This is a genomic window from Pseudomonas sp. A-R-19, assembly GCF_019956575.1.
Lineage (GTDB): Bacteria > Pseudomonadota > Gammaproteobacteria > Pseudomonadales > Pseudomonadaceae > Aquipseudomonas.
Genome location: NZ_JAHBDR010000049.1, coordinates 247585 through 274384 on the forward strand (window position 1 = coordinate 247585; position 26800 = coordinate 274384).

Genomic DNA, 26800 nt, shown 5'->3' on the forward strand with positions numbered 1-26800 from the left:
GAAAGTCAGCTGAAAGCTTAGCGAAAGGTTAGCCCGTTACAGTCCAGCCACGGACAGTTTCGACTGCCGTCGCTGAAGCCACGCAGCGATACGAAAAACGCCTCGAAGCGTTTTCGACAAATAAGAACAATAAACGGAGTAAGTCATCCATGCAGTCCTTGCAGACCCAGGCTATCGCGCCTGCCCGCCTCTCCCGTTTCAGCCACACTGCGCTTGCCAGCGCTGCCGCCCTTGCCGGTTTTTCACCGTTGAGCCAGGCCGCCTTCTTCGAAGACAGCTCGGCCACTTTCGAAACCCGCAACATGTACTTCAATCGCGATTTTCGCGACGGCACCAGTGCCCAACAGTCCAAGCGTGACGAGTGGGCCCAGGGGTTCATGCTCAATCTGAAATCAGGCTACACCGACGGCACCGTGGGGTTCGGTGTCGATGCGTTGGGCATGATGGGGGTCAAGCTCGATTCGAGCCCGGACCGTACCGGTACCGGTCTGCTGCCGACCGACGATGGGCGAGCCGTCGACGAATACTCCAAGCTGGGCCTGACCGGCAAAATGAAAATCTCCGCCAGCGAGCTGAAAATCGGCACCCTGATGCCGGAACTGCCGATCCTCAAGCCCAACGACGGGCGCATCCTGCCGCAGACCTTTGAAGGCGGCATGCTGACCTCCAAAGAGATCAAGAACCTGACCTTCACCGGCGGGCGCCTGGACAAAGCCAAGGACCGTGACAGCACCGACTTCGAGGACATTGCCCTCAATAACAAGAACAGCCGTTTTGCGGGCACCGTAGCGGGCGACCACTTTGACTTTGGCGGCCTGGACTACAAGTTCACCGACAAGATCACCGGCAGCTATCACTTCGCGCAACTCGGTGAAGTCTACAACCAGCATTTTCTCGGGTTGATCGCCTCGCAGCCCTTCGGCCCCGGCACCTTTGGCACCGACCTGCGGTTTGCCATCAGTGACGACCAGGGCGAAGCCCGCGGCGGCAAGATCGACAACAAATCCCTCAACGGCCTGGTGAGTTACGCCCTGAGCGGACACAAGTTCAGCGCCGGCTACCAGCATATGTCCGGCGACAGCGCTTTCCCGTATGTGGATGGCGCCGACCCGTACCTCGTGAACTTCGTGCAGATCAACGACTTTGCCGGCGCCGAAGAGCGTTCCTGGCAAGCGCGTTATGACTTCGACTTCGTCACCCTCGGCATCCCTGGCCTGAGCTTCATGAGCCGTTACGTGAGCGGTGACAACATCAAGCTCAAGAACGGTGACGAAGGCAAAGAGTGGGAGCGCAACTCCGAGATCAAATATGTAGTACAAAGCGGCGCACTCAAGGATGTCGCCGTGCGCCTGCGCAATGCCACTTACCGCTCCAACTACTCCGCTCGCGATGCCGATGAAGTACGTCTGCTGGTGAGCTACAGCGTTGCCCTTTGGTAATTCAGTACGTCGATAACAACAACTCCCAAGGAGACTTGAATGAACCTGTCAATGCGTAAACTAGCCCTCGCCGCCAGCGTCCTGCTGTTCACTGGTCAGGCACTCGCCGAGCCAAAACGCCCGGAATGCATCGCCCCGGCCTCGCCCGGCGGTGGTTTCGACCTGACCTGCAAGCTGGCGCAAAGCGCGCTGGTCAACGAAAAACTGCTGACCAAACCGATGCGCGTGACCTACATGCCCGGCGGTGTCGGCGCGGTGGCGTACAACGCGGTGGTCGCCCAGCGTCCGGCCGATGCCGGCACCCTGGTGGCCTGGTCCAGCGGTTCGCTACTGAACCTGGCCCAGGGCAAGTTTGGTCGTTTCGATGAAACCAACGTGCGCTGGCTGGCCGCCGTCGGCACCAGCTACGGCGCCATCGCCGTGAAGAGCGATTCGCCCTACAAGACCCTCGACGACCTCGTGCAGGCACTGAAGAAAGATCCGAGCAAAGTGGTGATCGGCTCCGGCGGCACCGTCGGCAGTCAGGACTGGATGCAGACCGCGCTGATCGCCAAGGCCGCCGGGATCAACCCGCGTGACCTGCGCTATGTGGCCCTCGAAGGTGGCGGCGAAATCGCCACTGCTCTGCTCGGCGGTCACATCCAGGTCGGCAGCACCGACATCTCCGACTCCATGCCGCACATCCAGAGCGGTGACATGCGCCTGCTGGCGGTGTTCTCCGACAAACGCCTGGACGAGCCGGAAATGAAGGACATTCCGACTGCCCGCGAGCAAGGCTATGACATCGTCTGGCCGGTGGTGCGCGGTTTCTACCTCGGGCCAAAAGTCAGCGACGAAGACTATGCCTGGTGGAAAGCGGCCTTCGACAAACTGCTGGCTTCCGAAGACTTCGCCAAGTTGCGCGATCAGCGCGAGCTCTTCCCGTTCGCCATGACCGGCCCGGAGCTGGACACCTACGTGAAGAAGCAGGTCGCGGACTACAAAGTGCTGGCCAAAGAGTTCGGCCTGATCCAGTGATCGCCTCTGTCTAGCGGCCGCGGCTCCGTTTGGCGGAGTCGCGGCACAGGAGTTCCCCCATGCTCTTACAACGCATTTTTGCTTCGGTGCTGTTGCTGGTCTGCCTCGGCCTGGCGCTGATGGCATGGCCGTACCAAGCGGCTTTTTCCTACGAACCGGTGGGGCCTCGGGCCTTTCCATTGCTGATGCTCGGCCTGATGGGCTCGGCGCTGTTGTACATGGTGTTTCGTCCCGCGCCGATCAAGCACAGCGATGACGAGCCGCCGCTGGACCGCGAAACCCTGACCAAGATCGGCATCTGCGTAGTGCTGTTACTGGTGTTCGCCGGCACCTTCGAACCCCTGGGTTTCATCGTCGCCAGCATCCTGATCGGCGTGCCCATGGCTCGTCTGTATGGCGGTCGCTGGGTGCCAAGCATCGTGATCATCAGCCTGATGGCCATCGGCCTCTACCTGCTGTTCGACAAGTTGATGGACGTGCCGCTGCCCCTTGGCGTGCTCGACGTTCTGGAGAACTGATATGGATACTCTTGGCTATTTGGGTCAGGGTTTCGGCGTCGCGCTGAGCCCGTACAACCTGGTGACCGCGCTGTGCGGCACCCTGATCGGCACCGTGGTCGGCCTGTTGCCGGGCCTGGGGCCGATCAACGGCGTGGCACTGTTGATCCCGATCGCATTCGCCCTCGGCCTGCCACCGGAGTCGGCACTGATCCTGCTGGCGGCGGTGTACCTGGGTTGCGAATACGGCGGCCGGATCAGCTCGATCCTGCTGAACATCCCGGGCGAAGCGTCCACCGTGATGACCACCCTCGACGGTTACCCGATGGCCCGCAAAGGCCTGGCCGGTGTAGCGCTGTCGCTGTCGGCATGGAGCTCGTTCATCGGTGCCTTTATCGCCACCTGCGGCATGGTGCTGTTCGCCCCGCTGCTGGCGAAATGGGCGATTGCCTTCGGCCCGGCGGAATATTTCGTACTGATGGTCTTTGCGATTGTCTGCCTCGGCGGCATGGCCGGTGACCGTCCGCTGAAGACGTTCATCGCAGCGCTGATCGGCCTGTTCCTGTCGACCGTCGGCATCGACGCCAACAGCGGTGTGTACCGTTTCACCGGGGACAACATCCACCTGACCGACGGCATCCAGTTCGTCGTGCTGGTGCTGGGTCTGTTCTCCATCAGCGAAATCCTCCTGCTGCTGGAAAAAACCCACCACGGCCAGGAAGCGGTGAAAGCCACCGGCCGGATGATGTTCAATTTCAAGGAAGCGGCGTCGGTGTTCGTGGTGAACATCCGTTGCGGCGTACTGGGTTTCATCATGGGCGTGTTGCCCGGTGCCGGTGCGACCCTGGCCAGTGCCGTGGCCTACATGACCGAAAAACGCATGGCGGGTGCCAAGGGTACTTTCGGCCAGGGCGACATGCGCGGCCTCGCGGCGCCGGAAACCGCCATCGGTGGTGCGGCTTGCGGTGCGCTGGTGCCGATGCTCACCCTCGGCGTTCCAGGCTCGGGTACCACGGCGGTGATGATCGGCGCACTGTCGCTGTACAACATCACTCCGGGCCCGCTGCTGTTCCAACAGCAACCGGACATCGTCTGGGGCCTGATCGCTTCGTTGTTCATCGCCAACGTGATGCTGGTGATCCTCAACATTCCGATGATCCGTATCTTCACCCGTATCCTTGCCGTGCCGAACTGGGCACTGGTGCCGGTGATCGCGATCATTACCGGGATCGGCGTCTACGCGGTGCACGCGACAACGTTCGACCTGTTCCTGATGATCGGCATCGGCATCTTCGGGTATATCCTGCGCAAGCTGGACTTCCCGCTGTCGCCGGTATTGCTGGGCTTCATCCTCGGAGGATTGATGGAACAAAACCTGCGCCGCGCCCTGTCGATTTCCAACGGTGCGCTGGAAATCCTCTGGTCGAGCCCGATCACCTTCGGTTGCTGGGTCCTGACCGCGATCATGCTGCTGATGCCGCTTATCCGCATCTGGCGCAAACGTTCGGCCGCGCAACGCGCTATCGCCGATGTCTGATCGGTCCACCTTCAAAGCCTGGTGGGGAACCCCGCTGGTCGGCCTGCTGGGCGGTTACCTCGCCAGCCAGGTCGGCTGGCCTTTGCCGTGGATGGTCGGCTCGTTGCTGGCGATCATCCTCGTGCGCTGCCTGACACCCTGGCAATTGGCCGAAATCCCTGGCGGCCGCAAGTGCGGCCAGTGGATCGTCGGTATCGGCATTGGCCTGCACTTCACCCCGCTGGTGATGGAGCAGGTGCTGAGTCATTTCGGTCTGATCTTCTTCGGTGCGTTGGTCACCAGCCTGTCTGCCGTGGTCGGCGTGTGGCTGATGCGCCGCACCGGTGAAGATCGCGCCACGGCGTTCTTTTCCAGCATGCCTGGCGGTTCCGGGGAGATGGTCAACCTCGGTGCCCGCAATGGTGCGGTGCTCAGCCGTGTGGCGGCGGGGCAGAGTCTGCGGGTGTTGGTTGTGGTGCTCTGCGTGCCGGCGGCTTTCAAGTATCTGTTGGGCGACGGTGCGCCGATTTCCCACGCGAGCAGCATCGACTGGCGCTGGCTGGCGGTGTTGTTTCCTGCTGGCGCGTTGGCGGCCTGGATCTGGGAACGCCTGCGTCAACCCAACCCCTGGCTGTTCGGGCCGTTGCTGGTCAGTGCCGCCGTCAGCATTGGTTGGGATCTGCACATCGGCTTGCCCAACGGCGGCAGCCAGATCGGCCAATGGCTGATCGGCAGCGGGCTGGGCTGTCACTTCAACCGGCAGTTCTTCCGGCGTGCGCCATCGTTCATGGGCCGTACCTTGATCGGCACGGTGTTGACCATGTTGATTGCGACGGCAGCGGCCTTGGGCTTGAGTGCATTGACCCACCTGGATCTGCGGTCGCTGACCCTGGGCATGATGCCAGGCGGGATTGCCGAGATGAGCCTGACGGCGGAAACCCTGCAATTGTCGGTACCGCTGGTGACGGCGATGCAGGTGATGCGGTTGCTGTTTGTGCTGTTTCTGGCGGAGCCGTTGTTCAAGTATTGGAACCGGAATCCGGATTCAGTCTGATAGACCGAGGTGTCTGCTTCGCGAGCAAGCCCGCTCCCACAGGGTTCGTGTGTTCCCTGTGGGAGCGGGCTTGCTCGCGAAGAGGTCCTCCAAATCAACGCTTAAACCGGCGGCAACCGCCACTCGATCGGCGTCTCGCCATTCTGTTCCAGAAACTTGTTGGTTCGGCCGAAGTGCCCGCAACCGAGGAAGCCGCGATAGGCCGACAGCGGAGACGGATGCACCGAGGTCAACACCAGGTGCTTGGTGGCATCGATCAGCTTCTGCTTGCTCTGGGCATGGGCGCCCCACAGCATGAACACCAGGTGCGGCTGCTGCTGGCTGACCACTTCAATGACCCGATCGGTGAAAAACTGCCAGCCCTTGTCCTTGTGCGCATTGGCATTGGCGCGCTCGACGGTCATGGTGGTGTTGAGCATCAGCACGCCCTGATCGGCCCAGCTTTGCAGGTAGCCGTGGTTGGGAATGTCGATATTCAGGTCGCGCTTGAGTTCTTTATAGATGTTCACCAGCGACGGCGGCGCCGGCACGCCGGGTTGCACCGAGAAGCACAAGCCATGGGCCTGGCCCGGGCCGTGATAAGGATCCTGGCCGAGGATCACCACCTTGACCTTGTCCAGCGGCGTGGAATTGAGCGCGTTGAAGATCATCGGGCCCGGTGGATAGATCTCCTTGCCGGCCGCCCGCTCCTGTTGCAGGAAGTTTCGCAACTCTGTCATGTAGGGCTGGTCGAATTCGGCACGCAGGGCCTCCTTCCAGCTCGGTTCGAGTTTGATACGGTCGTCAGCAGTCATGGTTACATCCGGCAAAAGCAATGGGGCGAACCCTAGGAAAGCGCGCCACGCTTGTCAATTGATCTGACGCAGAACCGGCACTTTCCCACACAGCGATCATACTTAACCCTCAAATTCCCGATCGAGGTCACGATGAATCTGCACTTCGAAGAACTCACCGGCACCGACGGCGCCCGCATCGGCGTCGCCAGCCTGGATGCCGAAAAATCCCTGAACGCCCTGTCCCTGCCGATGATCAACGCCCTGCGCGACCGCATGGAGGCCTGGGCCAAGGACCCGCAAATTGTCTGCGTCCTGTTGCGCGGCAATGGCGCCAAGGCCTTTTGCGCCGGCGGCGAAGTGCGCAGCCTGGTGGAAGCCTGTCGCGTCCATCCGGGCGAAGTGCCGCCACTGGCCGCGCAGTTTTTTGCGGCGGAGTATCGCCTGGACTTCAAACTCCACACCTACCCCAAACCGCTGATCTGTTGGGGCCACGGCTATGTGCTTGGCGGTGGCATGGGGTTGTTGCAAGGCGCAGGCATCCGCATTGTCACGCCGAGCAGCCGCCTGGCGATGCCGGAGATCAGCATCGGCCTGTACCCGGACGTTGGCGCCAGTTGGTTTCTGTCGCGCCTGCCCGGCAAGCTCGGATTGTTCCTGGGCCTGACCGGCGCACACATGAACGGCCGCGATGCCATCGACCTGGACCTGGCCGATCGTTTCCTGCTCGACGAACAGCAGCCGGAATTGATCGAAGGCCTGTTGCAATTGAACTGGCAGGAACAGACACCGATGCAGCTCAACAGCCTGCTCAAGGCCTTGCAGCAGGAAGCCGTGGCGCAGATGCCCGAAGCCCAGTGGCTGCCACGCCGCCAGCAGATCGACGAGCTGCTGGATGTCAGCGATGTGCGTTGCGCCTGGAAGGCCATCAGCGCGTTGCGCGATCACACCGATCTATTAATGAGCCGCGCGGCCAGGACCCTGAGCGAAGGCTCGCCACTGACCGCCCGTCTGGTGTGGGAGCAGATCGTCCGTGCCCGGCACCTGTCGCTGGCCGAAGTCTTCCAGATGGAATACACCTTGAGTCTCAACTGCTGTCGTCATCCGGAATTCAGCGAAGGCGTACGAGCCCGCTTGATCGACAAGGATCAGAAGCCGCACTGGCACTGGCCGGACATCAACAACGTGCCGGACGCGGTGGTAGAGGCGCATTTTCACAAGGCGTGGGAAGGTCGGCATCCGCTGGCGGATTTGTCCGAATACTGAAAGCTACACACAATACTGTGGGAGCGGGCTTGCTCGCGAAGGTATCGTCTCAGAAACATTGATGTTGTCTGACACTCCGCCTTCGCGAGCAAGCCCGCTCCCACAGTAGAACTGTGTTCTATACAAAACTAGCGGTGATTGCCCCGCCCGTTGTGATCAGCACGCCCGCTGCGGTAGCCGCGCCCGTCGTGACTGCGATTGTCGTTGTTCCAGCCTCCGCGGTTACGGCCGTCCCAGCCATGGTTCTGATGCATGCGGTAGTCGCCCCGCGACGGCTGATAATAACGAGGAGCCGACTGGTAATAGCGCGACGGTTGATAGATCCGCGGCTGCGAGTAATAGCGCGGAGTTGGCTGGTAGTACCGCGCTGGCGGCGCGTAATACCGGGGCGGCGGCGTGTAGTAACCACCGCCATTTGAGTAGTAGGAACTCCCTCCGGCGTAATAGGCTGGCGATGGCGAGGTATAGACCTCGGAACTGTAGTAACTGCCTCCTTCGTCGTAATAAGGCACGCATCCACCAAGGGACAATCCCAACACAGCAAGCAGAAGAATTCGGCAATACATAGCGGCCTCCTGGACCGCGAGTGAGCCACACCAGCGACGCTGGCAGGCGGCAGTCAAATATTCAGTGACTGTCGAAAGATCAGACACCGAATTCGCAATCTGGTGCGCTCCTGAAACAAGTAGAAACATCTGCCCGATGAAAGGTTTTTCATCCATTCACGCCCTGATTAACGGTGGCCACCGCCGTGATGCCCGCCGCCGTGACCGCCGTAATACCCGTGGCCACGGTAGTAACCATGCCCCCCGTAGTAATAGGAGCGATAACCACCGTAATAACGTGGGCCGTAGTAACCGTAGTAATAAGGCGAGTAGTAACCGGGGGAGTAATAAGATCCCCCGTAGTCGTCGGCAGGACCGTCGTAGTAGTAGCAGCCAGACAATCCAAAACCGAGCACTGCACCCAACAACAATCGACGTAACATGGCGGCCTCCGTAAAGACCAGTGACAGCAGTCGGCACAGACCGGCTGACATCTGTTTTGACTGGCAAACCCGCATCAAGTGCTATGCCGCACCCACCTTCGGATCAGCGGCGAACACGTTCCAATGCGGTGCACCTGCGCACCATCACAAGGCAGCCTGCCCTTCTGCTCAATCCCGCTGACCACCCAGTTGCCCACGCTAGAGCGCTTGGGCCGACTTGGCACGCCTCTCGCTTTAACAAAACAGTGCAGGAGTCACTACAGGTTCGCGGCACCACAATTTGCAATGGCTGACTAGGGTTCCGGCTCGCAATCGCGAGTGACTGGTCCGAGAGTTGGCGACCTCCAGTTGAGGTTACACGGCGGGACAAAAGCCCGGGAGACAAGCCACCGTTAGCGGTGCCGCTGCCGTCCTGTCCGTCCTTGATCAACTGGAGAACCACCATGTCCCAGCTTCGTTTACCCGCCCTGCTCGCCGCTGCGTTCGCAGCCCTCGTGAGTCTCTCGTCCCAGGCCGCCCAGAAAGATCACTTCAGCGTGTGCTGGACGATCTACGCCGGCTGGATGCCCTGGGAATACGCAGGCAGCCAGGGCATCGTCGACAAATGGGCGAAGAAGTACGGCATCAAGATCGACGTGGTGCAGCTCAACGATTACGTCGAATCGATCAACCAGTACACCGCCGGCCAGTTCGACGGCTGCACCATGACCAACATGGACGCGCTGACCATTCCGGCCGCTGGCGGCGTCGACAGCACTGCGCTGATCGTCAGCGATTTCTCCAACGGCAACGACGGCATCGTGCTCAAGGGCGAAGGCAAGAAAGTCACCGACCTCAAGGGCATGGACGTCAACCTGGTCGAGCTCTCTGTCTCCCACTACCTGCTGGCCCGGGCCCTGGATTCGGTGGACCTCACCGAGAAAGACCTGAAAGTGGTCAACACGTCCGACGCCGACATCTCGGCCGCCTTCAACACCGAACAGGTCAACGCCGTCACCACCTGGAACCCGATGCTCTCGGACATCAAGGCCAAGCCTGCGGTGACCGAGGTGTTCAATTCCAGCCAGATCCCCGGCGAGATCATGGACATGATGGTGGTCAACAGCACCACCCTCAAAGACAACCCGGCCCTGGGCAAGGCGCTGACTGGCGCGTGGTTCGAAGTGGTCGAGCTGATGAACGCAAAAAACGCCGCCAGCAAAGCCGCACTCGAACACATGGCCAAGGCCTCGGGCACTGACCTGGCGGGTTTCCAGGCGCAACTGGACACCACCAGATTGTTCGCGACGCCCAACGAAGCCCTGGCGTTTTCCACCAGCAAGCAACTGCCGGAAACCATGCGCAAGGTCGCCGAGTTCTCTTTCCAGCACGGCTTGCTGGGTGAGGGCGCCAAGGACACCAGTGCCGTCGGCATGGCCTTCGCCAACGGCGTGACCAGCGGCGACAAGGGCAACCTCAAGCTGCGCTTCGATCCGAGCTACGTGCAGATGGCCGCCGACGCCAAGTTGTAATCAGGAGAACTGGCCATGCGCCTGATCAACCGTCACCCGGACCGCCCGAGTCGCCTGTTGCTGGTGATCCTGCCGTTCGCCCTGGTGCTGTTCGCCTACTTCATGGGCTCGGCCGAGCGACTGGCGGAAAACCCCAACGACAAGCTGCTGCCCAGCGCCGTGCAGATGACCGATGCGGTTAAACGCCTGGCGTTCGTGGCCGACACCCGCACCGGCGAATACCTGCTCTGGCAGGACACGGCATCTAGCCTGCAGCGCCTGGCCATCGGCCTGGGCATCAGCGCCTTGGCCGGGCTGTGCCTGGGCATCGCCGCCGGCACCCTGCCGCTGTTCGGTGCACCGTTGTCGCCCTTGCTGACGGTGCTGTCGATGGTGCCACCGCTGGCGATCCTGCCGATCCTGTTCATCGTCTTCGGCCTGGGGGAATTGTCGAAAGTGATGCTGATCGTCATCGGCATCACCCCGGCGCTGGCCCGCGACCTGGAACAGCGCGCCCGGGAAATTCCCGTGGAGCTGCTGATCAAGGCCCAGACCCTCGGCGCGTCTACCTGGACCCTGATGCTGCGGGTGGTGTTGCCGCAACTGCTGCCACGGCTGTTGATCTCGCTGCGCCTGATGCTCGGTTCGGCGTGGCTGTTCCTGATTGCCGCCGAAGCCATCGCCTCCACCGACGGCCTCGGCTACCGGATTTTCCTGGTGCGCCGCTACCTGGCGATGGACGTGATCCTGCCCTACGTGGTGTGGATCACCCTGCTCGCCTGGTTGATGGATTGGGGGCTCAAGCACCTTACCCGCCGCGCGTTCCCCTGGTATGAAGGAGCGGCCAAATGAGCTTCATCACCGTCAAGAACGTCTGGCAGCAATACGCCGATCAGGTGGTGCTCGAAGGCTTGAACCTGAACGTCAACGAAGGTGAGTTCTGCACCCTGGTGGGTGCGTCCGGTTGCGGCAAATCGACCTTCCTGCGCCTGCTGCTCGGCCAGGAGCGCGCCAGTCGTGGCGAGATCCTGCTCGACGGCCAACCGCTGACTGCTGAACCGGATGCCAGCCGTGGCGTGGTGTTCCAGCGCTACTCGGTGTTCCCGCACTTGAGCGTGCTGGACAACGTCGCCCTCGGCCTCGAACTGCCCCGCTCGCCTTTGCTTGGACGCCTGTTCGGCAGCGCGAAAAAAGAGGCTCGCGAACAGGCTTCGGTGCTGCTGCACAAAGTCGGCCTCGGCCACTCGCTGGACAAGTACCCGGCGCAGCTCTCCGGCGGCATGCAACAACGCCTGGCCATCGCCCAGGCGCTGATCATGAAGCCCCGAGTGCTGTTGCTCGACGAACCGTTCGGCGCCCTCGATCCGGGCATCCGCAAAGACATGCACGCCTTGCTCCTGGAGCTGTGGCGCGAGACCCGACTGACGGTGTTCATGGTCACCCACGACCTGTCCGAAGGTTTCAGCCTCGGCACGCGCCTGCTGGTGTTCGACAAGGTCCGTCTCGACCCGCACGCCCCTGGTGCCTATGGCGCACGCATCACCTACGACATCCCTTTGAACAGCGACCGCCGCACCAGCCGTGCCGCCGTCGATGCCCTGCCGCTGCAACTGGCGGGCACGCTTCGTATCGCTTAGAGGAATTTTGAAAATGACAGATTCGACTCAACTGTTCCCGCCCTTCGCCGAAGAAATGCTCCCGGGCGGCGGCCATCGCTCTTTCGTATTGAAGCGCGGCCAACTGCTGCGCCTGACCGACATTCGCGGCGGCGCCAACGTCAGCCTGACGCTACTCAACGCCAATGAAAAAACCGAGCGCCTGAACCTGCCCGACAGCCTCAAGTGCCAACACACCGCCAAGCTCACCGCCGGCCATTGCCTGTACTCGGACATGGGGCGCGTACTGGCGGCAATCACCGCCGACACTTGCGGCTGGAGCGACAGTCTCGGCGGCGTACTCTGCGCTGAAGAAGTGGCAGAAAAATACGGCGCCGGCCGCTATCAGGAACTGCGTAACGGCTTCTTCCGCAACGGCACCGACAACCTGTTGGTGGAACTGGGCAAATGGGGGTTGGGCCTGTCCGACCTGCTGATGACCCTCAACCTGTTCAGTCGCGTGAACGTCGATGACGCCGGGCGCTTTCACTTTGTCGAGGGCAACTCCAGGGCCGGCGACTACATCGAGCTGTACGCGCCGATGGCCACCCTGGTGGTACTCACCGCCCTGCAGCACCCGATGGACCCGTCCCCGGAATATGCACCGAAACCGCTGAAGCTCAGCTGGATGAACGCCGACGCCAGCGTCGCCGAACACTGCCGCACCTCGCGCCCGGAAAACGAGCGCGGCTTCATTAACACCGACCGTTTGTTCGCCTGAGGATCGCTGCCATGTCACTCGCTATCGCCACCGCTCCACAGTCGCCTGAAACGGCCGTCTACCGCGCCACCATTCCCGCCGGCGAACCCTGGCTGATGGAGGTCAAGGCCGGACAGACCCTGCGCATCCTCGATCTTGAGGGCAACCAGGCGGTCGATACCCTGTTCTACAGCGTCGCCAATCCCAAGGAACGCTACGACGTACAGCGCACCCTGCGTCGGCAGAACAGCGTGTACCTAAGCACCGGCAGCGTGCTGTATTCCAACCTCGGCAAGCCGATGCTGACCATCGTCGCCGACACCTGTGGACGTCACGACACCCTCGGCGGCGCCTGCGCGCAAGAGAGCAACACCGTGCGCTACGCCCTGGAAAAACGCTACATGCACAGCTGCCGCGACAACTACCTGCGTGCCTGCGTGCACGACGGCCGCCTGGGCAAGGGCGACATCGGGCCGAACATCAACTTCTTCATGAACGTGCCGGTCACTGCCGACGGCGGGCTGACCTTCGAAGACGGCATCTCGGCACCGGGCAAGTACGTCGACCTGCGGGCCGAGATGGACGTGATCGTGCTGATTTCCAACTGCCCGCAACTGAACAACCCGTGCAACGCCTACAACCCGACCCCTGCGGAGCTACTGGTATGGAACTGAAATTCCCGAGATTGCGCCGCTGGTTGTTTGCCCTGTGCCAGGCCAGATCCGGGCAGTGCCTCAAGAAATAAGAACACCGCTGCTCAAATGTGGGAGCGGGCTTGCTCGCGAAAGCGGTGTATCAGACACATCAACGCTGACTGACACGCCCTCTTCGCGAGCAAGCCCGCTCCCACAGGGGGTCGGCGGTGTTTTTGAGCGAATTGATTCTGCCACTGGGGACGACCCCGGTGCATTTCGAAAAACTGCGGGACGGCCCGCATCCCAGTCGAGGCTGATGCGCTATCGCCTCCGGGGGTTATGCCATGTTCGAAAAAGTCCTGATTGCCAACCGTGGCGCCATTGCCTGCCGCATCCTGCGCACCTTGCGTGAACTGCAAGTGCAGGGTGTTACCGTGTACTCCGAAGCCGACGCCACCAGCCTGCACATCCTGCAAGCCGACGAGGCCCACAGCCTCGGTGAAGGCGCGGCCGCCGGCACTTACCTGGCGGTCGATAAAATCCTCGCTATCGCCAAATCCACGGGCGCCACGGCGATCCATCCCGGCTACGGTTTTCTTTCGGAAAACGCCGCGTTCGCCGAAGCCTGCGAGGCCGCCGACATCGCCTTCATCGGCCCGACCCCTGAACAACTGCGGGTGTTCGGCCTCAAGCACACTGCCCGCGCCCTGGCCAAACAACACGGCGTGCCGATGCTTGAAGGCACCGAACTGCTCGACAGCCTCGACGCTGCGCTGCTGGCCGGTGAACAGGTCGGCTACCCGGTCATGCTCAAGAGCACGGCTGGCGGTGGCGGCATTGGCATGCGCGTGTGCCGCAGCGCCGCCGAGTTGAGCGAATCCTTCGAAGCGGTCAAACGCCTGGGCCAGAACAACTTCAGCGACGCCGGGGTGTTCATCGAGAAGTACATCCAGCGTGCCCGCCATCTGGAAGTGCAGGTGTTCGGCGACGGACGCGGCGAAGTGATCGCCCTCGGCGTTCGCGATTGCTCGGTACAGCGGCGCAACCAGAAAGTCCTCGAGGAAACCCCGGCGCCGAACCTGCCCGAGGGCATGGCCGATGAGCTGTGCGCGGCAGCGATCCAACTGGCCAAAGCGGTGCGTTACCGCAGCGCCGGCACCGTCGAATTCGTATTCGACAGCGATGCCCAGCGTTTCTATTTCCTTGAAGTGAACACTCGTTTGCAGGTGGAGCACGGTGTCACTGAACAGGTGTGGGGCGTCGACCTGGTGCGCTGGATGGTGCAACTGGCCGCTGGTGATCTGCCGCCGCTGAGCGATCTGATGTCGGGTTTGAAACCAGAAGGTCATGCGATTCAGGCGCGGTTATATGCCGAAGATCCGGGTCGCGACTTTCAGCCGAGCCCGGGGTTGCTCACCGCCGTGGATTTCCCGGCGACCAATGGCATTCAACTGCGCATCGACACCTGGGTCGAGGCGGGCTGCGAGATCCCGCCGTACTTCGATCCAATGATCGCCAAGGTCATCTGCTGGGCACCGACTCGCGAAGAAGCCACTGCGGATCTGCATCAAGCGCTGGGTGCCAGCCTGCTCTACGGCGTGGAAACCAACCGCGACTACCTGCGGCAGATTCTGCTGGATGCGCCTTTCGCCAGCGGCCAGCCGTGGACCCGTTGCCTGGAAGGCCTGGTCTATCAGGCCAACACCTTCGAGGTGCTCAGCGCCGGAACGCAAACCAGCGTTCAGGACTACCCCGGCCGTCTCGGTTACTGGGCCGTTGGCGTACCGCCGTCAGGTCCGATGGACAGTCGCGCGCTGCGTCTGGGCAACCGTTTGCTGGGCAATGATGAAGGCGCAGCGGCGCTGGAAATCACCATGAGCGGGCCATTGCTGCGCTTCAATTGCGCGGCGGTGGTGGCGGTGACTGGCGCGGTGATTCCATTGCTGCTCAACGGCGAAACTGTGCCGATGAACACTGCGCTGTTGGTCGCCGCAGGATCCACCTTGAGCCTCGGCACCATTGCCGGTGCGGGCGCGCGCAGCTATCTGTGCCTGCGCGGCGGCCTGCAGGTTCCGGATTATCTGGGCAGCAAAAGCACCTTCACCCTGGGCCAGTTTGGCGGCCACGGTGGTCGCGCGTTGCGAGCCGGTGATGTGTTGCACCTGCCAGCCCTGAATGACCGCAGTGCCGGCGAACAACTGGCTGAAGAGCAGGTCACCGAGCTGCCAGTAGTTCGGCAGATTCGCGTGATCTACGGCCCCCACGGCGCCCCGGAATACTTCACGGAAAACTACATCGGCACCTTCTTTACCACGCAGTGGGAAGTGCATTTCAACTCCAGCCGTACCGGTGTGCGCCTGATCGGGCCGAAACCTGAGTGGGTGCGCGCCGACGGTGGCGAGGCGGGTCTGCACCCGTCGAACATTCACGACAATCCCTATGCGATCGGCGCGGTGGATTTTACCGGTGACATGCCGGTGATCCTCGGCCCGGACGGTCCGAGCCTCGGCGGGTTCGTGTGCCCGGTGACGGTGATCGAGGCGGATCTTTGGCAGTTGGGGCAGCTCAAGGCTGGAGACAAGGTGCAGTTCTCCCCCGTCGATCTCCAGACCGCCCGCGACCTCGCCCTGAAATGGAACCCCCCTTGTAGGAGCCGGCTTGCTGGCGATGGGGCCCTGGCAGACACCGCGACAACTTCATCGCCAGCAAGCCGGCTCCTACAGGGGGTTGTGTCGCCTGTAGTGCTGGATATTGGACAGGAGGACACGCGGCTGGTTGCACGGTTGTCGGGCGACACGCATTTGCTGCTGGAAATCGGCGCCCCGGAACTCGACCTGGTCCTGCGCTTTCGCGCCCACGCCCTCATGCAAGCCCTGGAAAGCAAACAGCTTCACGGCGTGATCGATCTCACCCCCGGCATCCGTTCCCTGCAGGTCCACTACCAGCCCGAACAACTGCCACTGTCCGATCTGCTCGGCATCGTCGCCGGCGAATGGGACGCCGTGTGCGCCGCCAAGGACCTGCAAGTACCCTCGCGCATCGTTCACCTGCCGCTGTCCTGGGACGATCCGGCGTGCCAGTTGGCCATCGAGAAATACATGACCACCGTGCGCAAGGACGCCCCATGGTGCCCGAGCAACCTGGAGTTCATCCGTCGCATCAACGACCTGCCGAACCTCGATGAAGTGCAACGCACGGTGTTCGACGCCAGCTACCTGGTGATGGGGCTGGGTGACGTCTACCTCGGTGCCCCGGTCGCCACCCCGCTCGACCCCCGTCATCGCCTGGTGACCACCAAGTACAACCCGGCGCGCACCTGGACGGCGGAAAACTCGGTGGGCATCGGTGGCGCCTACATGTGTGTCTACGGCATGGAAGGCCCCGGCGGTTATCAGTTTGTCGGGCGTACGCTGCAGATGTGGAACCGCTACCGCGAAGTGGCCGCGTTCGATGGCAAACCGTGGTTGCTGCGGTTTTTCGACCAGATCCGTTTCTACCCGGTCAGCGCCGATGAACTGCTGCGCATCCGCCGGGATTTCCCCCTCGGGCGCTTCGACCTGAACATTGAGCACAGTCAGTTGAACCTGGTGGATTACCAGGCGTTCCTGGCTCGGGAAGCGCAATCCATCGGCGCTTTTCGTGCGCAGCAACAAGGGGCGTTCAACGCCGAACGCGAACGCTGGATCGCCAGTGGCCAGGCGCATTTCGACAGTGAGGAGCCGGCTTCGCAAGCGTCCGAAGAGGCGCCGCTGGCCAGCGGTCAACAGAGCGTCGACAGCCACATCGCCGGCAACCTCTGGCAGGTCCAGGTCGAGGCTGGCAGCCGCGTCGACGCCGGTGATGTGCTGGTGATCCTGGAGTCGATGAAGATGGAAATCCCCCTGCTCGCACCGATGGCCGGCGTGGTGCGCGAGATTCGCGTGCAACCGGGTTCGGCGGTGCGTGCCGGACAGCGCGTCGTGGTGCTGGAACTCGACTGAGCCCATTTTGAAAAGGACCGACACCATGAATATCAATCTGCAACTCGACGCCCTGCGCAGTGCCTACCGCGACGGCAGCCTCACGCCCCGGCAACTGCTGCCGAGCCTGCGGGACAAAGCCGCGGCACTGAATCCGGACTATCACCTGTTCATCCACTTGCTCAGCTTTGATGAGCTGGAACCTTACCTCGCCGCCCTCGACGGTCGCGACCCCGACAGCCTGCCGCTGTATGGCGTGCCGTTCGCGATCAAGGACAACATCGACCTGGCGGGCATTCCGACCACGGCAGCGTGCCCGGCATTTGCCTACGTGCCGGAGCGCTCGGCGACCATCGTCGAACAACTGCTGGCCCTCGGTGCAATTCCATTGGGCAAGACCAACCTCGACCAGTTCGCCACGGGGCTCAACGGCAGCCGCTCACCCTACGGCGCCTGCCCCAACAGCGTGTTGCCGGAGTATCCGTCGGGCGGTTCCAGCGCCGGTTCGTCGCTGGCGGTGGCACTCGGCGTCGCGAGTTTTTCGTTGGGTACGGACACCGCCGGCTCCGGGCGCGTGCCGGCGGCGTTGAACAATCTGGTCGGCATGAAAGCCACCAAGGGCCTGATCTCGACGGCCGGCGTGGTACCGGCCTGTCGTACGCTGGATTGCGTCACCACCTTCACCGCCACGGCGCGGGAGGCCAGCCAGTTGCTGGCGCTCACCGCACGCCTCGATCCACGGGACGAATACAGCCGCAGCAACCCGCTGTGGAACGACGGCTCGGCGTTCGGTACACCACGCCCCTTCCGTTTCGGCGTACCGCGTGCGCAGGACCTGCAATTCTTCGGTTGCCCTGAAGGCCCGCTGTTGTTCGGTGATGCCATCGACCGCCTCAAGGCCCTGGGCGGCGAAGCGGTGGAACTGGATCTGTCGCCATTTCTGGAGGCGGCCCGCTTGCTCTATGAAGGCCCGTGGGTGGCCGAGCGCTACAGCGTGGCCGGTGAGTTGATGGCGCAGAATCCCGAGGCCGTGTTGCCGGTGATTCGCGCCGTATTGGCCAAGGCACCTGGCGTCGACGGCGTGCAAACCTTCCGCGCCCAATACCGCCTGCAAGCGCTCAAAGCCCTGTGCGACAAGGCACTGGAAGGCCTCGATTGCGTGGTCACGCCAACCATCGGCCGCCCGGTGACGCTGGCGCAGCTCAAGGCCGAACCGGTGCTGCGCAATTCGGAACTGGGCTACTACACCAACTTCATGAACCTGCTCGACTACGCCGCCGTCGCCGTGCCCAGCGCCTTCATGGACAACGGCCTGCCATGGGGCGTGACGCTGTTTGGCCGAGCCTTTACCGACCAGTATCTGTTGAGCGTGGCGGATGCCTTGCAGCGTCAGCACGGCCTGGCCGCGCCCGCACCGGCGACGGTTGCCCGTCATGATCGGGCGCGGCTGGTGGTCTGCGGTGCGCATCTGGACGGGTTGGCGTTGAACTGGCAGCTCAAGCAGCGCGGCGCCTGCTTGTTGGAATCGACCTTCAGCTCGCCGGATTATCAACTCTATGCCCTGGCCGGCGGCCCGCCGTTTCGTCCGGGCATGGTCCGCGTGAAGGATGGCGGCGTGGCAATTGCGGTGGAAGTCTGGGAGTTGCCGAGCAGCGAGTTGGGTTCGTTCCTGACCGGGATTCCGGCGCCACTGGGATTGGGCAAGGTGCAACTGGCGGACGGTCGCTGGGAGAGCGGGTTTATCTGCGAGGCCTATGGACTGGAGGGTGCGGTGAATATCAGTCATATGGGCGGGTGGCGGATGTATCTGAAAACACTGGCTTAAACGCACTCAACCCTGTGGGAGCGCTCTTGTGGCGAGGGGGCTTGCCCCCGCTGGACTGCGCAGCAGTCCCCAAATCCTGCCATGCGGTTTGCCTGAGACAAACCGGGCCTGGGCATTGGGGCCGCTTCGCGACCCAACGGGGGCAAGCCCCCTCGCCACAAAAGCTCGCTCCCACAGGGACCACGCGCAACCTCCGTGGAACATAGGAACGACCATTCGCGGCGCACATGGAGCAGTTATTTCCCCGCACTACCCTTAGAATGCATGCCATCGGATGCCTGCCAATGGAACTGCCATGCCGCTTCGCTCGCCGCTGTATTCTCAACGCTCGTTGGTCCTCACGCTGGTTGCATTGCTGGGCGCAGGCTTTCTCGCTACCTCCTTTCTCAGTTACTACGCCTCCCGAGCCTCGATCCGCGACAACATCGTCAACACCGAACTGCCGCTGACGTCGGACACCGTCTACTCGGAAATCCAGAAAGACCTGGTCAGGCCGATCCTGATTTCCTCGATGATGGCCCGCGACACCTTCATGCGCGACTGGGTGGTCAACGGTGAAAAGGATTCCGACCAGATGACCCGTTACCTCAACGAGGTCATGACTCACTACGGCGCCTACACCGCGTTCTTCGTCTCCAACACCAGCCTGACCTACTACCACGCCAAGGGTGTGCTCAAACAGGTCAAGGCCACCGAGCCCCGCGACGCCTGGTACTTTCGCGTGCGCGACATGAAGGATCCGTACGAGATCAACGTCGATCCGGACCTCGCCAACAAGGACAACCTGACCTTCTTCATCAACTACAAGGTCTACGACTACAACAGCCGATTCATCGGCGCGGCCGGGGTTGGCCTGACCGTCGACGCCGTGATCAAGCTGATCGACAAGTACCAGCAGCGTTATCAGCGCAGCGTGTATTTCGTCGACAACTTCGGGCGCCTGGTGCTCACCGGAGCCGAAGGAGGCCCGCAGGGCGCGCACATCGGGCAGAAGCTCGGTGAACTCGACAGCATGAAGGAATTGATCAGCCAACTGCCCAAACCCCACAGCGGCAGCTACGAATACTCCGCGCAGGGCCAGGGACATTTCCTCAACGTGCGGTTTATCCCGGAGCTGAACTGGTACCTGTTCGTCGACAAACGCGAAGACAGTGCCCTCGGTGAAATCCGCCAGTCGCTGTACCTCAACCTGCTGATCTGCCTGCTGGTCACGGTGACCGTGCTGGTGTTGCTCAACCGGGTGGTCAAACGCTATCAGGATAAGATCCACGCCCAGGCGATCCTCGACAGCCTGACCGAACTGCCCAACCGTCGAGGCTTCGACCTGCTGGCTGCGCAGGCCATGCAGGAAGCCAAGCGCGAGCCAAAACCACTGACCGCGTTACTGCTGGATCTCGACCACTTCAAGGCCCTGAACGACACCTACGGCCACCTGGCCGGTGACCAGGTGCTGATCGGCTTCGCCCGGGATCTGGAAAGCTGCCTGCGGCATTCCGACATCGTCTGCCGCTGGGGCGGTGAAGAGTTCATCGTGCTGCTCAAGGACACCGACGGCAAGACGGGCCTGATGATTGCCGAGAAAATTCGCCAGCACGTGGAACAGCAGCGCTACGCCTACAACGAGCAGGCCTTGCACGTGACCGTCAGCATCGGCCTCACCACCCTGCAGCCCGATGACACCTTGCACAGCCTGCTGTCGCGGGCGGATCATGCGATGTACCGGGCCAAGCAAAGTGGCCGTAACCGAACCTGCGTGGAAATGTCTCACTCCGTCCATGAACCCGCCTGACCTCTGCCCCGCCTGCGGCGCGCCCAACGACTGCACCCTGGCCGACCCGCGAACCGCCGACCGCGCCTGCTGGTGCTTCGGCGTCAGCATCGACCCGGCGGTGCTCCAGGCGCTGCCGGTGGAACTGCGCAACGCCTCGTGCCTGTGCCCGCGCTGCGCCGAAGTCGAGGCGCAGTTGCAAGCAGCGGCCGAATCGATCAAGTAAGATGCGCGCCCCTTTCTTCACAGATCCGTAAGTCATGCGTGTCGACCGATTCCTCAGCAACCTGCCGTGCTTCAACCGTAAGCAGGTGCGCCTGTTGCTGGTGGAAAGACGCGTCAGGATTGACGGAAAAATCGTCAGCGACTCGCACAGCGAAGTCCGCGAATTCAGCCGTGTTGAAGTCGACAGCGATGTGCTGCAAGTCGGCAAACCCCTGCGCCACTTCATGCTGCACAAGCCCGCCGGTTGCGTCAGCGCCACCAAAGACCCGCAACACCCCACCGTACTCGATCTGATCCACGAGCCGGACAAGGACGAACTGCACATCGCCGGACGCCTGGATTTCAACACCACTGGCCTGATGCTGATCACCAACGACGGCAGCTGGTCGCGGCGCCTGACCCAACCGCAGACCAAGCTGCCCAAGGTCTATTACGTCGAAACCGAGCAGGACATCGGCCCCGAATACGCGATCACGTTCAGCGAAGGGCTGTACTTCGCCTTCGAAGACCTCACCACGCAACCGGCCGGGCTAGAGCTGCTCGGGCCAAAGTCCGCGCGCCTGAGCATCGTCGAAGGCCGTTATCACCAGGTCAAGCGCATGTTCGGCCACTTCAACAACAAGGTCATGCGCCTGCACCGCGAGCGCATGGGGCCGCTGGTGCTCGACGACGCGTTGAAACCGGGCGACTACCGCCCACTGACCGATGAAGAGATCGGATTGATCTAAGCCACCGACCATTCAGCAGAAGTTGTCGAACAATTTACCAACGGCACTTGCGCGATGACGTGACCCCTGCTTGAATCAGGACGTCGGCCGAAATGTGACCGACGAGTCACCCCATACTTCTAAGAAACTTTTTGCCGGTAGGAACCCAAGGGTTCCGGCCTCATCCGGCAGACTGCCCGCCAATAACAATACCCGTCGACCGGACTGCAATGGATCGACATGGGCCTCTCAAATTCCAGGCGTATGCCTACCTGTCACAAAGCTCGTGCAATCTCTATTGCGCGCATACCCGCTTGCCAGGAGTCTTATGACATGAGGCCAGAAATCGCTGTGCTGGATATACAGGGTCAGTATCGGGTTTACACGGAGTTCTATCGCGCAGACGCCGCAGAGAAGACCATTATCCTGGTCAACGGCTCGATGGCCACGACTGCGTCGTTTGCACAAACCGTGAAAAACCTCCATCCGCAGTTCAACGTCGTCTGCTACGACCAGCCCTACGCGGGCCGGTCAAAAGCCCACAACCTGCATGAAAAAATGCTCACCAAGGAAGTCGAAGGGCAGATCCTTCTTGAGCTGATCGACCACTTCGCCGCCGAACACGTGCTGTCGTTTTCCTGGGGTGGCGCGGCGACCATGGTCGCGTTGTCGCAACGGCCACGGCGCATCGAAAAAGCCGTGATCAGCTCGTTCTCCCCGGAAATCAACTCGCACATGCTCGATTATCTCGAGCGCGGCGTCGATTATCTCGGCAGCCGGGACGGTGACCGGGTAGGCAATCTGGTGAACAGCACCATCGGCAAGCACCTGCCAACGTTGTTCAAACGCTTCAATTATCGGCACGTCAGTTCCCTGGCCGAGCATGAATACGGGCAGATGCACTTCCACATCAACGACCTGCTGCAAAGTGATCGCCAGTGCTTTTTCAAAGCCGCGGAGAAAATCAACGTACCGGTGTTGTTCATGAACGGCGAATGGGACGAATACACCGCCGCCGATGGCGCCCGGTTGTTCGCCAATCACGTGCAGCACGCCACCTTCACTACCTTGCAGGCCACCGGGCACTTTCTCGACATGGAACACAAAGCCGCTTGCCGGGACAGCCGCAATGCACTGATGGGCTTCCTGAAGCCGGCACCGCATGAAAGCCGACCGCGTTACCACTACGTCCAGGACCACCATGCATTGTCCATCTGAAACAGCGCCATCGCGAGCAAGCCCCGCCCTGCTGAATTAAACGTATTGTGCAGGCGCGAGGTTTGCCCGCGATCGACCGTCATGCGGTCCGGACTTGGTTTCACCTGCGCTAAACCCGTCTGGTGCAAAGAAAAACTTCATTTCCACGCGCACATCTGGTACAAAGTCACCGCTCTGAGCGGGTGTCGTATAATGGCATTACTCCAGCTTCCCAAGCTGATAACGAGGGTTCGATTCCCTTCACCCGCTCCAATCAGATTTTGGTCTCACGTCAGGGTGGTTTTGACGGGGGATGTAGACAGAAAAAACCGGTCCAAGTGGCCGGTTTTTTTGTGGGCGGGATTTGATGGCGTCGGATTTGTGGATAGCTTGGTCGGTCACTTTCCGGTGATCGGTGACTACATTCTTTCGCGGCTGTAGCGACTACTCTAAAAACTGTTAGCGTTTTTCTCCAAAAATACGAATTCAGTATCAAATTTCATCCAGCATTAGTATTTTTCCACCAGCGAAATTATCGTTTCGCCACAATACTGACATCCTGTTAGCGTTTTTCCTGTCCCCGTAAAGGATTTCGTCAATGCAAGTCGGATTCCAGACCCTCGCGAACCGTTACAACATCGCATTGGCACAACCCCTGCGCGTACAGTCGATGATCGGCACCGTACGTGTCAGCCGTGAAAGTGCCGGAAACGTGGAGAACAGGTATCCGCCACGCTACCGCCCTGCAGACGATTTCGCAGGGCATTTCGAGTTCGGTCTCAAGTACGAAGAGATTCATCTCGAGTTCTTTGCTCGCCTGTTTGCGGCCATAGGCCCGCAGCCTGTTGAAGACTGGTGTCGACGGGAGCCTTTTGGCCAGTATGCCCGTCGCACAGGATTCCTCTACGAATGGCTGACAGGGGAACGCCTGGAGGTGCCTGATGTGACCAATGGCGCCTATGTTGATGTACTTTCACCAGAAAACTACCTGACTCGTCGCGAGTCGTTGCGAACGCGGCGATGGCGAATCAATAACAATCTGCCGGGGACACCCCGGTTCTGCCCCTTGGTTCGTCGTACAGAGTCAGTGCGGGAGGCCTTGCAATTCGATCTGCGCGCCGCATTGGATGAGTTGGATCAAGCCTTTGGTGCCGACATCCTGATGCGAACGGCCAGTTGGCTGTCGTTCAAGGAATCGCGCGCGAGCTTTCTCATCGAAAAGGAAGCCGACCAGGCCGATCGCATCCAGCGGTTTGCGCATGTCATTGCCCAGCACTGCGGCCATATTGAAGCCCCATTAAGCAACGACACCCTTCGATCCCTGCAAGCCGGCATTCTGGGCCACGATGCCATCGGACTAGGCTTGCGGCGCTCCCCTGTCTTCGTGGGACAAGCCACAATGCGCGAAGACATCGTGCATTACATTGCCCCGCACTTTGAAGATCTTGCTCCCCTGCTGGAAGGCCTCAACGAGTTCGAGGTCGCAACACGTGGTGCCGAGTCAGTGGCACGCGCCGCAGTGCTTGCCTTCGGCTTCGTGTACATCCATCCCATGCGTGACGGCAACGGCCGGATTCATCGCTTCCTGATCAATGACACCTTGATACGGGACAAGGCAGTGCCTGACGGAGTGATCCTGCCCGTGTCAGCCACGATCACCAGTTCTATCGATTTCAGGGCCGGCTACGATCGTACGCTTGAAGTGTTCTCACGACCGTTCATGCGCCGGTACGCGGCAGCCTATCGGTTCGGCGAACTCGTGACCTACGAGGACGGGACGCTTAGCAATTTCATTTTCGATGAATACGTAGACGCGAGCTTTGCCTGGCGATACCCGGACCTGACCGAGCACGTTCTCTACACCGCACGCGTTGTCGAACATACGATTCGTACGGAGATGGCAGATGAGGCCAGAGTGTTGGTGATCTTTCAGCGAGCGCAGGAACAACTCAAAGAAGTGATCGAGATGCCGGATCAGGATGCCAATCGCCTCATCCGTTCGATCAAGGAAAACGGCTGGAAGGTCTCCGGCAAGCTGAAAAAAGGGTACCCGATACTTGAAGATGAGCGCATGGCGCAACGTGTTGTGGATGCAGTGCGTTCGGCGTTTGAGGATCGAGTGATGGGGGCTGGTGAAGAGTGATCTTCGGTAGAACTCTGTGGCGAGGGAGCTTGCTCCCGCTGGACTGCGCAGCAGGCCCATTTGTTGGGGCCGCTTCGCTGCCCGGCGGGAGCAAGCTCCCTCGCCACAGGTGCAGTGTCTCGGCTTAATTGATCGGCATTAGCCCAAGTGGCCGGTTTTTTTGTGTGCGGAATTTGGTGATGTGCCTGCCAACGTGAGTGCCAAGGCCCACTTTTAAGGGCCCAACGGAGATAAACACGAGAAAAAGCAACGTCCTACACGAGACTGGGAATAGTCCGTAGACTTGCGCATTGCTGTGGCTTTGTCATGAGACCTATAGTTCGACCGCGCCCAAATGGCGTGTCGGGTTTGGCGACTCGATGGCAAAGCACAGAAACCTCCGAGCTATCTCGGAGCGTTTCTGAACGCACTCATCTGCCTTTTTTGGCGGCTGTGCGTGGGAGACTCTAGGGTCTGCCGGTTTGCCTTGTCCCGGTTCGCCAACCCGCGTATAGCTGCCACCCTTTGTTTGGCGACACTGAGTGGTAGTTCACCTTAATTCAAGGAATCACTCATGAAAGAATTCATGGCTTTAACCAGCAACGCCGACGATCTCCCCTCGCTCTTCGTCAACACCACACAACCCCTGCACTCCCTGCTCAGCACCGCCAGCTACCGAATTCGCGCCGTGACGCAGCTTCTAGAAAACCTCGCGATGCGTGGCGACCTGACCTCTGACGCGGTCGTGCTGAGCGACTTCGCATTACTCTGCTGCGTGCCATTGCGTGACGGTTGCGATGTGCTGGATGTAATTGCTCGACGCATGGATGCAGAACCTGCCTGACAACCCATCGGGCGCTTTCAAGGCGCCCTTTGCGTTTCATACCCCCATCAGCCTTTTCCATGGAGGACGATGAACATGTTTTACCCGATTGCGATTTCCATGGGCGACGACGAACAGGCGTGGGGCGTGGAAGTCCCGGATGTGCCAGGCTGTTTTAGCGCCGGTGAGGATCTGGAAGATGCAATAACCATGGTTCAACAAGTCATTGAGGGGCATTTCGAGATGCTCGTCGAGTACGGTGCGCCCTTCCCCTCAGCCAGCAGCGTTGCCCTGCATGCAGCAGATCCAAAGTACGCAGGCTGCACGTGGGCACTGGTGGAAATCGCTGATGATGTAGGTTCGCGCTAAGCGCTGACCCCATCGCCTGGACGCTCGTATCTTTTGCGTATAGATGCTGCGACGCGAATAAAGAAACCGTAGTGCAGCGTTGAGCCAGGCAATTGACCCCTTATGCTCCCGGCTCACCCTTCACCCCGAGATCAACATGCACAATTCAGAGTTGGGAATCATGATCATTTCAATGATCGGATTGTTCGGCTTTGCCTCGTTTGCTTTTGAATACCTGAATGCCCGGCGCTCGAAAAAGAACAGACGGTAAAAAAGCACTTCACGCAATCCCGGGAAACACCGATAACGCAAATACCTGTAGGAGCCGGCTTGCTGGCGATGGACTCCAGTGCGCCGCGTTTATCCAGGTCACACGCGTAATCGTTAACGACCATCGCTGGCAAGCCAGCTCCTACAAGGGACCGCGTCCTGGTCGAAATGATGTGAACGCCAAACTGTAGGAGCCGGCTTGCTGGCGATGGACTCCAGTGCGCCGCGTTTATCCAGTTCATTTGCGTAATCGTTAACCACCATCGCTGGCAAGCCAGCTCCTACAGGAGACCGCGTCCCGGTCGAAATGATGTGAACGCAAACTGTAGGAGCCAGCTTGCTGGCGATGGACTCCAGTGCGCCGCGTTTATCCAGGTCACACGCGTAATCGTTAACGACCATCGCTGGCAAGCCAGCTCCTATGTATGGACTCGCCCCCACTGTCTACCCGCTTTTGAAAAACCGCTGCCCCGTTGCATCTATGTATTAGGCCTATTCGTGGAAGCCGTCTTCGGCTTCTGGCCAA

The 26800-nt window shown here is 60.9% G+C and carries 22 protein-coding genes, 1 tRNA gene, 1 pseudogene and 1 riboswitch; of the genes and pseudogenes, 21 read left to right on the forward strand and 3 right to left on the reverse strand.

What is annotated here, in order from left to right:
- The first annotated feature begins 149 nt into the window (after window positions 1-149).
- The 5 genes from KGA88_RS13000 to KGA88_RS13020 are packed head-to-tail and all read left to right on the forward strand — an operon-like array spanning window position 150 to window position 5523.
- Window positions 150-1439, forward strand: a complete 1290-nt coding sequence (locus KGA88_RS13000) for an OprD family porin (protein ID WP_223591474.1) — start codon at window positions 150-152, stop codon at window positions 1437-1439.
- A gap of 39 nt (window positions 1440-1478) precedes the next feature.
- Complete coding sequence (locus KGA88_RS13005) at window positions 1479-2456, forward strand: Bug family tripartite tricarboxylate transporter substrate binding protein (RefSeq protein ID WP_110662037.1); 978 nt, start codon at window positions 1479-1481, stop codon at window positions 2454-2456.
- 59 nt (window positions 2457-2515) lie between these two features.
- Window positions 2516-2974: a tripartite tricarboxylate transporter TctB family protein gene (locus KGA88_RS13010; RefSeq protein ID WP_223591476.1), complete on the forward strand. Its 459-nt coding sequence runs from the start codon at window positions 2516-2518 to the stop codon at window positions 2972-2974.
- 1 nt (window position 2975) lies between these two features.
- Window positions 2976-4490 carry a tripartite tricarboxylate transporter permease gene (locus KGA88_RS13015; RefSeq protein ID WP_075947502.1) on the forward strand — a complete coding sequence of 505 codons (1515 nt, stop codon included), beginning with the start codon at window positions 2976-2978 and terminating at the stop codon, window positions 4488-4490.
- Window positions 4483-5523, forward strand: coding sequence for an AbrB family transcriptional regulator (locus tag KGA88_RS13020; RefSeq protein ID WP_223591478.1), 1041 nt, complete (start codon window positions 4483-4485; stop codon window positions 5521-5523). Before KGA88_RS13015 ends, KGA88_RS13020 begins: the two co-directional genes overlap by 8 nt.
- Window positions 5524-5624: 101 nt before the next feature.
- On the opposite strand, the gene ung is transcribed toward KGA88_RS13020, so the two are convergent.
- Window positions 5625-6317, reverse strand: coding sequence for a uracil-DNA glycosylase (gene ung, locus KGA88_RS13025; protein WP_103394563.1), 693 nt, complete (start codon window positions 6315-6317; stop codon window positions 5625-5627).
- 132 nt (window positions 6318-6449) lie between these two features.
- Between ung and KGA88_RS13030 the strand changes: the two genes are divergently transcribed.
- The gene (locus KGA88_RS13030; protein WP_110662557.1) at window positions 6450-7562 is read left to right on the forward strand and encodes an enoyl-CoA hydratase/isomerase family protein; all 1113 of its coding nucleotides are present in this window, start codon (window positions 6450-6452) and stop codon (window positions 7560-7562) included.
- A gap of 128 nt (window positions 7563-7690) precedes the next feature.
- Here the strand turns inward: KGA88_RS13030 and KGA88_RS13035 are convergent, their stop codons facing one another.
- Together KGA88_RS13035 and KGA88_RS13040 are read right to left on the reverse strand one after the other, a co-directional pair.
- A complete protein-coding gene (locus KGA88_RS13035) occupies window positions 7691-8128 on the reverse strand; it encodes a hypothetical protein (RefSeq protein WP_110661813.1) in 438 nt (145 codons plus the stop codon).
- A gap of 167 nt (window positions 8129-8295) precedes the next feature.
- On the reverse strand, window positions 8296-8550 hold the full coding sequence (locus KGA88_RS13040; RefSeq protein WP_223591480.1) for a hypothetical protein: 255 nt from the start codon (window positions 8548-8550) through the stop codon (window positions 8296-8298).
- Window positions 8551-8832: 282 nt separating this feature from the next.
- A riboswitch (guanidine-I (ykkC/yxkD leader) is annotated at window positions 8833-8933 on the forward strand.
- Window positions 8934-8993: 60 nt separating this feature from the next.
- Here KGA88_RS13040 and KGA88_RS13045 point away from each other — a divergent pair.
- From KGA88_RS13045 to KGA88_RS13115, 15 genes and pseudogenes are all read left to right on the forward strand, one after another.
- Window positions 8994-10061: a putative urea ABC transporter substrate-binding protein gene (locus KGA88_RS13045; protein ID WP_110661815.1), complete on the forward strand. Its 1068-nt coding sequence runs from the start codon at window positions 8994-8996 to the stop codon at window positions 10059-10061.
- Window positions 10062-10076: 15 nt separating this feature from the next.
- Complete coding sequence (locus KGA88_RS13050; RefSeq protein WP_110661816.1) at window positions 10077-10892, forward strand: ABC transporter permease; 816 nt, start codon at window positions 10077-10079, stop codon at window positions 10890-10892.
- Window positions 10889-11677: an ABC transporter ATP-binding protein gene (locus KGA88_RS13055; protein WP_223591482.1), complete on the forward strand. Its 789-nt coding sequence runs from the start codon at window positions 10889-10891 to the stop codon at window positions 11675-11677. The genes KGA88_RS13050 and KGA88_RS13055 overlap by 4 nt, the downstream gene beginning before the upstream one ends.
- 13 nt (window positions 11678-11690) lie before the next feature.
- A complete protein-coding gene (locus KGA88_RS13060) occupies window positions 11691-12416 on the forward strand; it encodes an urea amidolyase associated protein UAAP1 (RefSeq protein ID WP_110661818.1) in 726 nt (241 codons plus the stop codon).
- An 11-nt stretch (window positions 12417-12427) separates the two neighbouring features.
- Window positions 12428-13069, forward strand: a complete 642-nt coding sequence (locus KGA88_RS13065; RefSeq protein ID WP_007996701.1) for an urea amidolyase associated protein UAAP2 — start codon at window positions 12428-12430, stop codon at window positions 13067-13069.
- Between the two features lie 305 nt (window positions 13070-13374).
- Window positions 13375-17010: an urea carboxylase gene (uca, locus tag KGA88_RS13070; RefSeq protein WP_223591491.1), complete on the forward strand. Its 3636-nt coding sequence runs from the start codon at window positions 13375-13377 to the stop codon at window positions 17008-17010.
- A gap of 25 nt (window positions 17011-17035) precedes the next feature.
- Window positions 17036-18814, forward strand: a complete 1779-nt coding sequence (gene atzF / locus KGA88_RS13075; RefSeq protein ID WP_223591493.1) for an allophanate hydrolase — start codon at window positions 17036-17038, stop codon at window positions 18812-18814.
- Between the two features lie 295 nt (window positions 18815-19109).
- Window positions 19110-20603: a sensor domain-containing diguanylate cyclase gene (locus KGA88_RS13080; protein ID WP_223591495.1), complete on the forward strand. Its 1494-nt coding sequence runs from the start codon at window positions 19110-19112 to the stop codon at window positions 20601-20603.
- Window positions 20590-20808: a cysteine-rich CWC family protein gene (locus KGA88_RS13085; RefSeq protein WP_110662853.1), complete on the forward strand. Its 219-nt coding sequence runs from the start codon at window positions 20590-20592 to the stop codon at window positions 20806-20808. Before KGA88_RS13080 ends, KGA88_RS13085 begins: the two co-directional genes overlap by 14 nt.
- Window positions 20809-20842: 34 nt before the next feature.
- On the forward strand, window positions 20843-21535 hold the full coding sequence (locus KGA88_RS13090; protein ID WP_223591497.1) for a 16S rRNA pseudouridine(516) synthase: 693 nt from the start codon (window positions 20843-20845) through the stop codon (window positions 21533-21535).
- A gap of 312 nt (window positions 21536-21847) precedes the next feature.
- The gene (locus tag KGA88_RS13095; RefSeq protein ID WP_110662373.1) at window positions 21848-22732 is read left to right on the forward strand and encodes an alpha/beta fold hydrolase; all 885 of its coding nucleotides are present in this window, start codon (window positions 21848-21850) and stop codon (window positions 22730-22732) included.
- 178 nt (window positions 22733-22910) lie between these two features.
- Window positions 22911-22984: transfer RNA gene (locus KGA88_RS13100), tRNA-Gly, on the forward strand.
- Between the two features lie 325 nt (window positions 22985-23309).
- A complete protein-coding gene (locus tag KGA88_RS13105) occupies window positions 23310-24854 on the forward strand; it encodes a Fic family protein (protein ID WP_110662372.1) in 1545 nt (514 codons plus the stop codon).
- 553 nt (window positions 24855-25407) lie between these two features.
- Window positions 25408-25677, forward strand: a complete 270-nt coding sequence (locus tag KGA88_RS13110) for a short-chain dehydrogenase (protein ID WP_223591499.1) — start codon at window positions 25408-25410, stop codon at window positions 25675-25677.
- A gap of 75 nt (window positions 25678-25752) precedes the next feature.
- Window positions 25753-26001 (forward strand): annotated as a pseudogene (locus KGA88_RS13115) (type II toxin-antitoxin system HicB family antitoxin); the annotation flags it as partial.
- Window positions 26002-26800 lie beyond the last annotated feature (799 nt).